Source organism: Dyella sp. M7H15-1 (assembly GCF_004114615.1).
Classification (GTDB): domain Bacteria; phylum Pseudomonadota; class Gammaproteobacteria; order Xanthomonadales; family Rhodanobacteraceae; genus Dyella_B.
The window spans coordinates 2,120,598-2,132,927 of the sequence record NZ_CP035300.1; the positions used below are offsets into that span (position 1 = coordinate 2,120,598).

The window sequence follows — 12,330 nt, forward strand, 5'->3', positions numbered from 1 at the left end:
ACGGAGCGCGAACAAGATGAAACCCGTACGAATAGTTGCGAGCTGGCTGGCGCTTATCGGGCTTGCCGCATGGCTGCCTGCAACCCATGCGCAAACGTCCACCGTCAGTGTGCAAGACAGTTTCACCGGTACATCGGCCAACCTCAACTGGATCCCGTCCAGGGGGGCGTGCCTGACAGCCGGCAATGGCACCGGCAGCATTCCCGCCTGTAACGGTCTGGCCTATTACGGCAATCAGATCCAGGCCGGCCTGACCAATAATGCTGACCCGGTGGGCAGTGGTGCACTGCGCCTGACCAACGGCTGTGCCGGCGGCCCCACGGGCACGTGCTATGGCAACTTGAGCGGGTCCATCATTTCGAATACACCTTTTTCCTCGAACCAGGGCATCCAGGTGACCTTCACCACTTACGCCTATAGCGGCAACGCAGGCGGTACGGCGGGTAACGGTGCGGACGGTATCGGCTTTTATTTGCTGGATGCCTCCAAGGTGTCATCCAGCACCAGCGGCGGCACCACCACCTATGCCCCGCAAATTGGCGCATTTGGCGGTAGCCTTGGCTACAGTTGCTCGAACGTCAACAATCCCTATGACGGCATGGTGGGCGCATACATCGGCCTGGGCATGGACGAATACGGCAATTATCTCAATGGTGCGGTGACCGGCCTTGGTTATACCTATAACGGCGACAACACGGCGACCGGCCAGCAAGCTACGACCAGCAATGGCGGCAATGGTGTGCAGTATCAGCCGCAGCGCATCGGCTTGCGCGGTTACGGCGGCATTTACCTGAGTGAGCTACAGGCGCTCAACTCCCAAGCCACGGAAAACGACGTAAAAAACACCTGTGAGAACGGCGGCAGTTACAGCTATACGACGAACGGCGTCAACCAGTACTCGTACACCTATACCTATCCGCCCCACGGCAATTACACCACGCTGACCACGACCACCTACCAGTACACACCCACGCTTAGTTCAGGCTCACACAACTATCAAGCAAACAAAAATGCCTGCCAGTCGGCCCAGCCCGCCAATACCTCCAGCGGTGGCGCCGGCTCCAGCTCAGGGACAGCTATCAGCGTCCCCGGCGGAACAGCACTCTTTCAGCAAACTCCCTCCACGACCAGCACAGTCACGAATGGCACGGTGCAAGCGGGCGGCTACACCTGCAATACAACAACGACCGTCGCCACCACCACGTATAGCTATGCGGCTACGACGCCTACAGCAAGCGCAACGGTATTGGGCACGACAACCACCAACAATGACGGTTGGAATGGTTCAGGCACACCTTTTGTGATGGTCAGTGGCATCTACTATCCGGTATCGATATCGACCTCGACATCGCATACGGCCGTCAAAATATTTCCCGACTACGCCGCCATCCCTAACGCGTATGTCAACCTTCCCAGCACCTCGCCCATCGCCGATGAAAATGCGTTGACACGCTCGGCGGCGATACCCATTGCCTACAAGCTGCAAATCACCCAGACCGGCCTGCTGAGCCTGTGGTACAGCTACAACGGTGGCAACTACGTGCCGGTACTGACCTCACAGGATATTTCTTCGTCCAACGGCACCATGCCGGCGAATTTCCTGCTCGGCTTCGGCGCCTCCACCGGCGGCAGCCAGAACGTCCACGAAATCACCTGCTTCCAGGCCACGCCCGCAAACCTGTCGGCCAGCTCGGCTGGCATCAACACCCAGCAAACCGGTGAAGTGCAAACCGGTACGCAGGTGTACCTGGCGTACTACCACCCCAACAACTGGTGGGGTGAGTTGAATTCGCAGAACTTAGTCGTCAACAGCAGCGGCACGGTATCGATTTCCAGCACGGCCAATTGGGACGCTTCGTGCGTGCTTACCGGCGGCAACTGCACGGCAACGGGCATAAACAGCATGACGGCGCAAGGACCGAGCAGCCGCACCATGGTCACTTGGACCGGTGGTCCAAATGACAATGCCAGCAGCCCGAGCGCGGCACTCTTTAGTTGGGGTAACCTGACCTCGAATGAAAAGGTGTGGCTAGGATCCAACGACAGTGGTGTCACGAACGCCAGCACGGTGGCGCAGGATCGTGTCAACTATCTGGGCGGTGATCGCACCAACGAGGTCACACAATCTGGTTCGTCGGTCGTCAACTCTGCCGGCTCCTATGATGATTTCCGTGCGCGCACCAGCGTGCTGGGTGACATCATCGATTCCAGCCCCACCTGGGTGGGAGCGCCCTCGGCACCGTATCCGAACACATGGTCGGATTTACTTTACTCTTCGATGACACCATCAGAGAACAGCACGGGTGCGACCACCTATGGGACGTTCACGAGCAACGAAGCCTCACGCCTGAACGTGGTCTACGCCGGCTCGAACGATGGCTTCATGCATGGTTTTGAATCGGGCTACTACGCCGCCAACGGCACTTACGCATGCTCGGGAACCACCAGTAACGGACTCGACAATCTCTGCACCAACGGCACCGCGAACGATGGCAAGGAAGTGCTTGCCTACATACCGGGAGCCGTGCTTTCGACCATTCACAACGCGACCACCTCGACCCTGGATTACTCCTCCGTCAACTACGCGCACAATTTCTTCGTGGACGCCACACCGGGAACGGGTGACCTGTTCTACAACAATACCTGGCATACGTGGCTGGTGAGTGGCTTGGGCGCCGGCGGCAACGCCATTTTCGCGATCGACATCACCGATCTTGGCACCAACCCCTTTGGCACCGGCAACGTGATCGGGGAGTGGAGTACGGCGGTTACCACCACCCCAGCCAACGGAAGCACGCCGGCAAGCACCTCCGTCGCCACCACGCTTGTGTGTGCCACCGACACCTCCACCAGCAAATGTGGCAAGGACCTTGGCCAAACCGTCAGCACCCCGGAGATCCGCCGCTTGCACAACGGGCTATGGGCGGTGATCTTCGGCAACGGCTTCAATAGCGTCACGGGCCATGCCGGCATCTATGTGATGATCGTCAACAGTAATGGTGTCATCAACACCAGCAGCGCAAGCACATCCACCGTGTATTTCCTGGATACCGGCGTGGGCAGTACCAGCAACCCCAATGGTATTGGCTCGGTCTCCGCGGTCGATCTCGACGATGATCACATCTCCGATTACGTTTACGCGGGTGATGCCTACGGCAACGTGTGGCGTTTCGACCTGACCGCCAATACCCCTTCGGGATGGGCGGTGTCCAACTTCGGCAACAGCTCGGCCACGCCCTTGTTCACCACGCCACCCACCAAGACGGTGTACACCGTCACGACCCATAGCAACGGCAGCACAAGTACATCCTCGCCAACGATCACAACCCTGTCGACGGTGCCCGTGTCGCAACAGTCAACCTACCCCTACGGTACCACCAGCACGACCAGTGGCAGCACGACAACGTACACGGTCATCAGTCCACAGCCAATTACCACCCAAGTGGCCGTGGTGGCCACGGTGGAACCCAGCGCAAACTCCAGCATTCCTTACATATTGGCGGAATTCGGCACTGGTTCCGTTCAGTCTCAATCCGTGACGTCCAGCGCCGTCTATTCACCCGGACCGCAAACGCTGTATGGCATCTGGGATTGGGACATGGGCATCGCGGGCACCCCGGGCTCCAGTTATGCCGGCCTGACCACATCGACAGGCGTCCCCGCCAGCGGCGCGCCGACGGCATCTTCGCCCATCACGCAAAACACGTTGCAACAACAGACGGTCACCAGTACCACGATCGCCTCCGGCTCCACGACCATCCTGGGCTATCGCACGATCAGCGAAAACGTGGTGTGTATGGTCGGCATGACATGTACTACGGTCAATTCAAGCGGCAGTACCGTTACCGCAGCCGGTACCGACTACGGTTGGTATCTGCCTCTGCCCGGGTATAACGGCGTACCCTGGGTGGGTGGCAACAACCAGACCGAACAGGTTGTCTACAACCCCATCGTGGTCGAGGGCGCCTTCATCGTGAACACAACGATCCCGGCAAACAACTCGCCATTGACCTGTAACGTGGTCACGGCATCGGGCTGGACCATGGCCTTGAACCCAGCCACGGGTGGCGGCTTCACCCAATCGTTCTTCTCCGACACCACCGGCAATGTCATCAGCGGGTCCATCAGCGGCATCGCGCTCAATGCAGTGGGCAGTCCGTCGGTGGTCACGGCAAACGGCAAGCCTTACCTGGTCAACCAGACCGTTAGCACCATCCCCACGATCAATCAGATCAACCCCCCAGGTGCGCAAAACGGGCAGCGCCTGACGTGGCTGCAACTGCATTGAGACAAAGTGAAACTGTCATGGCCAAGACATTCGACAAGGCAAACGTTTATCGCGGCTTGATAGGTGCTGCGAGGCGTCGTCCCGATGGCTTCACGCTGATCGAAATGATGATCGTGGTGTGCATCATCGCGATCCTCGCCGCCATTGCCATTCCTGCTTACAAGAAGCAGATCATGCAGTCGCGTGAATCATCCGCCAAGTCGGCACTGCTCGATTTGGCGCGTCGCGAGGAAACGTTCTATTCCACCAATAACTACTACACCGCCGAGATGGCGACTCTTGGTTACGCCGGCGTGACCAGCAATGCCATTAAGGTTCCCAACAACAGCAACGAGGCCTATTACAGCGTGACGATCACCGCGCCAGCCTCCGGCGGCACCACGGCCGCGACCTTCACTGCCACCGCCGCTCCGGTTGCGGGCAGCACTCAAACCAGCGATCCATGCGGGACATACCAGATCGATTACCTTGGTAATCAAACGAACTCGGGAGGAACCGGGACGACCAGTGGCGGGCTCAGTTGCTGGTAACGGCAAAGCGTGAGCTTCATCCGTCAATGCCCACTGTGAATAGGTCAGCACAGCCTGCCATTCCGCGAAACAATCTTCACGCATCACCTACTCGATGTAGCCGGCACTGTCCAGGACAAAACGGGGTGGAACAAAATAGGGCTGAACAGGCGACATGGCGCCCACCTGCCTTAAGCATGCTTGCGGAAGTAGTACCAACCCATAGTCGCCAGCAACAATGCAGGCAGGATATTGGCCACCAGCGGCGGGATGCCGTACACCGTGCCAAAACTCACGATCGCCTTCTGCACGAAATACCAACTGATCGCCAGGATCATGCCCATGAAGATGCGCTTGCCCAGGCCACCCGAACGCAAAGCGCCGAAGGCAAACGGCATCGAGCACAACACCAACGCCAACACATTGAACGGGTAGGTGATGCGACTCCACAGCGGAATTTCGTACGGTCGCGTGTTCTCGCCGTTTTTCTTCTTGTATTCGATGATGTGCTGCAAATCGCGTATGGCTAGATATTGCGGCTGCACGAGTGACTGTTGCAGCACTTCCGGATCCAGCTTGGAATCCCAGCGTTCGCTGCTAGAGGTAGTGCTATATACGCCCTTGTCGTCGAGCGTGGTGGTGCGCACGTGATCCAACACCCATTCCTTGCCCACTTGCTCGGCCGTGTTGGCTTGGTCGAAGCGGCTCAACTGCTGGCCATCGGGCGTTAGGGTGAAAACACGCACGTCCATGAGCTGCACATAGGAGTGATCGCCCGCATTGCGCAAAGCGCTGTTCTTGGCATTGATGATGCGGTCACCATCACGCGCCCACAAACCGCTGCTGGTTAGTCCCAAATTGCCGCCGGACCGCAGGCGCAACTGCAACGCCTGGGCCTGCTGATCGCCCCATGGACCAATGGTTTCGCCCATGATCACCACACCGACAATCAACACCGCCACCACACCTACCGCCGACACCGCAATACGCAGGCGCGACATGCCGGCTGCACGCAATGCGGTCAGCTCGCCCGTGGAAGCCAGGCCACCGAGACCAAGCAATCCGCCAATCAGCGAAGCAAAGGTGAACATCTCGTACATGCGGCGCGGGATCGTCACTACGATGTAGAAGATCGCGTTGCTTAGCGTATAGCCATTGCGGCCGATGTAGCCGAGCTGGCGCACGAACTGGATCATCGCATCCAGGCCGATCAATACCAGCCACACCAGCAGCATCGAGCCGAGTACGGTCACGCCGATCAGCCAATCCACCCGCTTGATACGCACAACCGCCATCAGGCGCTCGGCTTACGCGGCTTACGCGCGACATAGTGGTTACGAAATGCGTTTGCGGCAATCACAAACAAGGCCAGGCTGAGCAGCCACATCGGCCAGGGATGATGCCAATGACCTTTGGCGAGCTGCCCCCGACAAAGCGCCAGCAGGTTGTAATACAGGAAGAAACCGAGCACCGCGATCAGTATACGCCCATAACGCGGTTCACGCGGCGTTTGACGCGACAGCGGCATCGCCAGCATCAGCAGCGCCAGCGTCATCATCGGTACCACCGTACGCCAGGCGAACTCGGCGCGCGCATCCGGCGTGGGATTCTTGATCAGGTCGATCATGCCCAGGTTGTGGATGGGATCGGTTTCGTCATCGGACTGGATCGCCGACAACGCGTTGTCATTACGCACATACCGCATGCGGCGCCAGTTGTCCGCACCCAGCTGAATTTCATACTGCCAACCGGTGTTCAAGGCGAGGTAGCGGTTGCTGGAGTCGCTGTTGGAATACAGGTGGCCATTCTTGCCGGTGGCCATTTTCATGGTCAGGCTGCCGTCCTTGTTGGTACGTTCCTGGGCAATGAAGGTGTTACCAAGCTTCTGGCCATCACGGCTGAGGTAATCCACCAGGATGATGCCACCTTTGCCCGGCAGCTCGGTAAAGCGGCCTGCATCCAGGCCAGCCGCAATGATGGAGCGGTTGGCGGCCGCGACCAGATTGTCTGACGTGTGCGACGCCAACGGCCCCAGCCACATCGCCACCGTGCTTACCGCCGCGATCATGAGCACGGCGATGATCGACATCGGACGCAACAGGCCACCCATGCCCATGCCGGACGAGGCCAGCACGTGCATCTCGCTTTCGCGATACATGCGACCAAAGGACTGCAGCACGCCCAGGAAGCCGGCCAGCGGCAGCATGGTGGACAAACTGTCCACCATGTTCAGGCCCAGCACCTGGAACATCACGCTGGCCGGAAAGCTACCTTTGGCCACCTGCTCAAGCACGTGCGCAAAGGAAGTGCCAGCCATGATCACCAGCAGCACGATGACTGTGGCGCCTACAGTCTGGCCCAGCTCGCGCAGGAAGTATCGGTCTAGGATGCTCAGCATGCGATAGAATAGTGGGTTCCATGCCCCTTCCGTGTTGGAGAGGCAAACCTTAAGTCTAGCCGGTTCAGCGCGCGCCGGCTTCCCGCAGGAAATGACGATGACGCTTCAATTCAGCCTTGACACCGCCGCTCCCGAAACCGCCGAAACCCCTTGCATAGTGGTCGGCGTCTACGAAAACGGCCTGCTGACCAGCGCTGCAGCGCGCGTGGACAGTGCTACCGGCGGCGCCATCAAACGCCAGGTGGAAAGCGGCGATATCAACGGCAAGGCCGCCAGCACCACCGTGCTGTTCGCGCCAGAAGGCATCAAGGCCAAACGCGTGCTGGTAGTTGGCCTGGGTTCGCAGAAAACCTTCGACGCTGCCCGCTTCCAGAAGGTGAACCTGGAAGCCGCCCGTGCGCTGACACGCCTGCCGATCGGCAGCGCCATGTCGTTTCTGGCCGACGTGGACGTGCCCGGCCACGATGCCGCATGGCGCGTGCGCACCGCCGCGCTGGCCGCCGATCACGCCGCCTACCGCTACACCGCCACGCTCAAACCGCGCGAGAAAAGCAGTCAGCCCGAACTGGGCAGCATTGCCTTCGCTAGCGCCGAGAACGCCCCAATGGGTATCGACCAAGCCGCCGCCATCGCCGAAGGCGTACGCTTTGCCCGGGAATTGGCGAACCTGCCGCCGAACATCTGCAACCCCGCCTACATCGCAGAACAAGCCGTGACATTTGCCGAGGCGCATGACAGCGTGAGCTGCACCGTGCTCGACCACGAGGAGATGGAAAAACTCCGCTTCGGCTCCCTGCTTGCCGTCGGTCGCGGCTCGGCCAACAAGCCCAAGCTGATCGCGCTTCAATACAAGGGCGGCGCGGCAGATGAAAAGCCCTACGCCTTCGTCGGCAAAGGCATCACCTTTGACACCGGTGGCATCAGCCTCAAGCCCGGCCCGGGCATGGAAGAAATGAAGTTCGACATGGGTGGTGCCGCAGGCGTGCTGGGTGCCTTTGTCGCGGCCGTGAAGATGGGCCTGAAGCTCAATTTGGTATGCGTGGTGCCCGCCGTGGAAAACATGCCCGACGGCGACGCCTATCGTCCGAGCGACGTGCTTACCAGCCTGTCCGGCATCACCATTGAAGTACTCAACACCGATGCCGAAGGCCGCCTGATCCTGTGCGATGCCCTCACCTACACCGCCCAGACCTTCCAGCCGAAGGCGCTGATCGACGCTGCCACATTGACCGGTGCCTGCGTCATTGCCCTGGGCAAGCACGCCAGCGGCCTGATGAGCAAGCACGACGATCTGGCCGAAGAACTGCTCAGCGCCGGCGAAAACACGCTTGATCGCGCCTGGCGCCTGCCGCTATGGGATGACTATCAGGCCCAACTCGACTCCGGGTTCGCCGATGTCGCCAACATCGGTGGCAAGCATGCAGGCGCCATCACGGCGGGCTGCTTCCTGTCGCGCTTCACCGAGGGTCAACGCTGGGCACACCTGGATATTGCCGGTACCGCATGGGACGAAGGCCGCAAAGGCCTGGCCACCGGCCGCCCGGTGCCGCTGCTGGCGCAGTGGCTGATCGACCGAAGCGAGAAGTGAGTGGTGAGGAGTGAGAGAAAAGCAGCCACGTACCGCTTTATCCTCTTCTCTTATTTCTCACTTCCTAGTCGATCTCTTTAAAACATGCCTCGCGCCGACTTTTATCTGATCGCCAAACCACGCTTCAGCGAACAACCCTTGTTGCTCGTGTGCGAACTCGCGCGCAAGGCGTATGTGGCGCAGCAGCCCACGCTGATCCTGACGCGCGATTTCGCCCAAGCCGAAGCACTCGACGAACTGCTGTGGTCGTTCGACGAAGACACCTTCATCCCGCATCAGCTTGCCGGTGATGACGACGACGAACACACCGCCGTGCTGATCGTGCCACCCGGCGTGGATACGCCCACGCGTGCACTCTTGATCAACCTGCGCGAAGAATGCCCACGCAGTTGCGGCGACCGCGTGCTGGAAGTGGTGGCCGCCGACCCAGTGGAGCGCGATGGCTCGCGTGTACGCTGGCGGGAGTACCAACGGCTCGGATTCGACGTCAACAAATTCGACATGTAAGGAACATCCATGAGCCTGCGCAGTGACAACCGCCAATGGGGATCGGTGGCCAAGTTTTTCCATTGGATCGTTGCCTTGGGAATTCTAGGCAATGGCGTGTGGGGGCTGCTGATGACCGGCATGTCGCCATCCATGAGCAAGATCAACATCTATGCCCTGCACAAGTCGATCGGCCTGACGGTGCTGGCGCTGTTCTTTCTGCGTGTGGCCTGGCGCCTGTTCGATCGCGCCCCGCCGGATGAACCCGCGCCGCGCTGGCAGCGTATCGCCGCGCATGCCACGCATGTCTTGCTGTATGGCTTCATCATCGCGTTACCGTTGAGCGGCTGGCTCTACAACTCGCTACATGGTTATCCGCTGCAATGGTTCAAGCTGTTCAACCTGCCGGCGCTGGCGGACAAGAATCCGGACATGGCGCATACCATGCACGCCGTACATGAATACCTGTTCTACCTATTACTGTTAGTGTTGATCGGCCACGTCTGCGCAGCGCTGAAACATCATATTTTGGACCGGGACAACGTATTGCGCCGCATGCTGCCGTTTGGTCGCGTACGCTCCGGCAAGCCTCCCTCAGGAGAAACCCCATGAACCGCAGCTATTCTCTTTTGCTTGTATTGTTGCTGGCACTTGCCCTTCCCTGCGCCGCCAAGGCGGCCGATTACGCGGTGCAGCCCTCGGGCAGCACATTGGGTTTCGCCAGTAGCTTCCAGGGCAGCAACTTCGATGGCCAGTTCGGCAAATGGACGGCCACCATCAACTATGACGCCGCCAAGCTCGCTACCTCGAAGTTCGATGTCACGGTTGACCTGTCCAGTGCCAAGACCGGTGACAGCGATCGCGACAATGCTCTGCCTGGGTCTGACTTCTTTGACGTAGCCAAATACCCACAAGCGCATTTCGTCACTACCGGCTTCCGCCAGCAGGGCGGTCAGGTGATCGCCGATGGCACGCTGACGCTGCGCGGCGTTACCAAGCCGCTGAGCCTGAATGTGACCTTCAAGCCGCAAGGTAGCGGCGCCACACTGGACGTCAGTGGCTCAGTGAATCGCCTTGACTTTGGTGTCGGTGGTGGGGAGTACAAGGACACATCGGTGATGGGTGCGGATGTAAAGGTGACCGCACACTTGATTCTCACTGCGAAGTAAGCACCGGCCAGTACCCATAGATGGGGTTATACCCAACCCACTGCTACGGCTGCTCGATGAAATCGCGCACCGTGGTTTCGTCGAACGGCCAGTCCAGTTCCCTTCCGTCGCGCAGATCACGCAATACCGGCACCCGCGTGCCGTAGCGTTCCGCCAGCTCGGTGCTATCGTCCACCCAGACACTATCGAAATCCGGCGCGCGCGCCTGGGCCAGCACCTCCAAAGCCTGGTCGCACAGATGGCAATAGTCACGTTGATAGAGCACCAGATAAACCATACGTGCGCTTGCGGAATGCCCTTCAGGGAATGCCCGCGTAGAATACTGAATTCATCCCCGTCACCGCAGTGCACCCATGGCCGTCAGCGCTTTCGACATCTTCAAGATCGGCATAGGCCCGTCGTCCTCCCACACCGTCGGTCCCATGCGCGCGGCAGCCCGTTTCTCCGAGCGCTGGCTGGAAGAGAAAGGCGTGCTTGACCGCGTTGCGCGGGTCCGTTCAGAGCTGTATGGATCGCTGGCCATGACCGGCCGTGGGCACGGCACGGACAAGGCGGTGCTGTTGGGCTTTGAAGGCGAACATCCCGATACGGTGGACCCGGACCGGATTCCAGAAATCCTCAGACGCGTGCGCACCAGCCAACGCATCCGCATCCTGGGCAAGCACGAGATCGATTTCGAAGAGAAGCGCGACCTCATCTTCAACAAGCGCCAAAAGCTGCCCTTCCACACCAATGGCATGCGCTTCTCCGCCTACGATGCCGACGGCAACGAACTGGCCACGCGTGATTACTACTCCGTGGGCGGCGGGTTTGTGGTCAATCACGATGAAGCAGCGGAAGACCGCATCGTGGCCGATACCACCGAGCAACCTTATTCGTTCGGCACTGGCGAGCAATTGCTGGCGTTATGCGCACAGCACGGGCTGACCATTTCCCGGTTGATGATGGAGAACGAGAAGGTCTGGCGTACTGAAGCAGAAATCCGCGTGGGCCTGCTGAATATCTGGAAGGCCATGCAGAGTTGCGTCGAACGCGGCTTGCGCTCACCCGGTGTGTTGCCCGGCGGCTTGAAGGTCACGCGCCGCGCACCCGCCATGGCCGCCGAGCTGCGCAACCAACCGGAGGCATCTCTGAAAGATCCGCTGACCATTCTCGATTGGGTGAATCTCTACGCGTTGGCAGTGAATGAAGAAAATGCCGCTGGCGGCAGGGTGGTCACCGCGCCAACCAACGGCGCGGCAGGCATCGTGCCGGCGGTGTTGCATTACTACCACCGTTTCTGTCCCAAATCCGACGAAAACGGTGTGATCGACTTCCTGCTCACCGCCGCCGCGATCGGCATTCTTTACAAAGAAAATGCCTCCATTTCCGGCGCCGAGGTCGGTTGTCAGGGCGAAGTCGGTGTGGCCTGCTCCATGGCCGCTGGTGGACTGACTGCCGCACTGGGCGGCAGTGTGCTGCAAATCGAAAACGCTGCTGAAATCGGTATGGAACATAACCTGGGACTTACCTGCGATCCGATTGGCGGCCTAGTGCAGATTCCCTGCATCGAACGCAATGCCATGGGTTCGGTCAAAGCCATCAACGCCAGCCGCATGGCGCTGAAGAGCGACGGCAAGCACCGCGTTTCGCTCGACAAGGTGATCAAGACCATGCGCGATACCGGACGCGATATGAAAGATAAATATAAGGAAACGTCGCGCGGCGGTTTGGCGGTGAATGTAATCGAGTGTTGAGAAGCTTTAGCACCCTCAATTGACCAACATTTCCGCATTCGTTGCAATAGCTGCAAGAAATCGTCATAGCACGCGTGCACCGCCTCCATATGAGAGCCAATCGCACCGTCGGAGGACTTGAGAAAAAACATGGGCTTATGGGCATCCATCGCCATC

10 protein-coding genes are annotated in these 12,330 nt (G+C 59.5%); 7 read left to right on the forward strand and 3 right to left on the reverse strand.

Going from position 1 to position 12,330, the window contains the following annotated elements; all coding sequences use genetic code 11:
• Positions 1-16 precede the first annotated feature (16 nt).
• Both EO087_RS09910 and EO087_RS09915 read left to right on the forward strand, forming a co-directional pair.
• Positions 17-4,288, forward strand: coding sequence for a PilC/PilY family type IV pilus protein (locus EO087_RS09910; RefSeq protein WP_128898724.1), 4,272 nt, complete (start codon positions 17-19; stop codon positions 4,286-4,288).
• A 17-nt stretch (positions 4,289-4,305) separates the two neighbouring features.
• A complete protein-coding gene (locus tag EO087_RS09915) occupies positions 4,306-4,818 on the forward strand; it encodes a type IV pilin protein (protein WP_128898725.1) in 513 nt (170 codons plus the stop codon).
• A 170-nt stretch (positions 4,819-4,988) separates the two neighbouring features.
• Here the strand turns inward: EO087_RS09915 and lptG are convergent, their stop codons facing one another.
• Positions 4,989-6,092, reverse strand: a complete 1,104-nt coding sequence (gene lptG, locus EO087_RS09920; protein WP_128898726.1) for an LPS export ABC transporter permease LptG — start codon at positions 6,090-6,092, stop codon at positions 4,989-4,991.
• Positions 6,092-7,195 (reverse strand): LPS export ABC transporter permease LptF, encoded by a 1,104-nt coding sequence (lptF, locus tag EO087_RS09925; RefSeq protein ID WP_128898727.1) that lies wholly within the window; start codon positions 7,193-7,195, stop codon positions 6,092-6,094. Before lptF ends, lptG begins: the two co-directional genes overlap by 1 nt.
• Before the next feature lie 97 nt (positions 7,196-7,292).
• Here lptF and EO087_RS09930 point away from each other — a divergent pair, with 97 nt between their 5' ends.
• From EO087_RS09930 to EO087_RS09945, 4 genes are all read left to right on the forward strand, one after another.
• Positions 7,293-8,783, forward strand: a complete 1,491-nt coding sequence (locus tag EO087_RS09930; protein WP_128898728.1) for a leucyl aminopeptidase — start codon at positions 7,293-7,295, stop codon at positions 8,781-8,783.
• A gap of 84 nt (positions 8,784-8,867) precedes the next feature.
• Positions 8,868-9,290 (forward strand): DNA polymerase III subunit chi, encoded by a 423-nt coding sequence (locus EO087_RS09935; protein ID WP_128898729.1) that lies wholly within the window; start codon positions 8,868-8,870, stop codon positions 9,288-9,290.
• A 9-nt stretch (positions 9,291-9,299) separates the two neighbouring features.
• A complete protein-coding gene (locus EO087_RS09940) occupies positions 9,300-9,881 on the forward strand; it encodes a cytochrome b (protein ID WP_128898730.1) in 582 nt (193 codons plus the stop codon).
• Positions 9,878-10,438 carry a YceI family protein gene (locus EO087_RS09945; RefSeq protein WP_128898731.1) on the forward strand — a complete coding sequence of 187 codons (561 nt, stop codon included), beginning with the start codon at positions 9,878-9,880 and terminating at the stop codon, positions 10,436-10,438. Before EO087_RS09940 ends, EO087_RS09945 begins: the two co-directional genes overlap by 4 nt.
• Before the next feature lie 43 nt (positions 10,439-10,481).
• On the opposite strand, the gene EO087_RS09950 is transcribed toward EO087_RS09945, so the two are convergent.
• A complete protein-coding gene (locus tag EO087_RS09950; RefSeq protein WP_128898732.1) occupies positions 10,482-10,715 on the reverse strand; it encodes a glutaredoxin family protein in 234 nt (77 codons plus the stop codon).
• Between the two features lie 76 nt (positions 10,716-10,791).
• On the opposite strand from EO087_RS09950, the gene EO087_RS09955 reads away from it, so the two are divergent.
• The gene (locus tag EO087_RS09955) at positions 10,792-12,174 is read left to right on the forward strand and encodes an L-serine ammonia-lyase (protein WP_128898733.1); all 1,383 of its coding nucleotides are present in this window, start codon (positions 10,792-10,794) and stop codon (positions 12,172-12,174) included.
• Positions 12,175-12,330 lie beyond the last annotated feature (156 nt).

Coding starts and splice junctions, on each gene's coding strand:
- EO087_RS09940 (WP_128898730.1), top strand. CDS start 9,300: ATGAGCCTGCGCAGTGACAACCGCCAATGGGGATCGGTGGCCAAGTTT.
- EO087_RS09910 (WP_128898724.1), top strand. CDS start 17: ATGAAACCCGTACGAATAGTTGCGAGCTGGCTGGCGCTTATCGGGCTT.
- EO087_RS09935 (WP_128898729.1), top strand. CDS start 8,868: ATGCCTCGCGCCGACTTTTATCTGATCGCCAAACCACGCTTCAGCGAA.
- EO087_RS09915 (WP_128898725.1), top strand. CDS start 4,306: ATGGCCAAGACATTCGACAAGGCAAACGTTTATCGCGGCTTGATAGGT.
- lptF (WP_128898727.1), bottom strand. CDS start 7,195: ATGCTGAGCATCCTAGACCGATACTTCCTGCGCGAGCTGGGCCAGACT.
- EO087_RS09955 (WP_128898733.1), top strand. CDS start 10,792: ATGGCCGTCAGCGCTTTCGACATCTTCAAGATCGGCATAGGCCCGTCG.
- EO087_RS09930 (WP_128898728.1), top strand. CDS start 7,293: ATGACGCTTCAATTCAGCCTTGACACCGCCGCTCCCGAAACCGCCGAA.
- EO087_RS09950 (WP_128898732.1), bottom strand. CDS start 10,715: ATGGTTTATCTGGTGCTCTATCAACGTGACTATTGCCATCTGTGCGAC.
- lptG (WP_128898726.1), bottom strand. CDS start 6,092: ATGGCGGTTGTGCGTATCAAGCGGGTGGATTGGCTGATCGGCGTGACC.
- EO087_RS09945 (WP_128898731.1), top strand. CDS start 9,878: ATGAACCGCAGCTATTCTCTTTTGCTTGTATTGTTGCTGGCACTTGCC.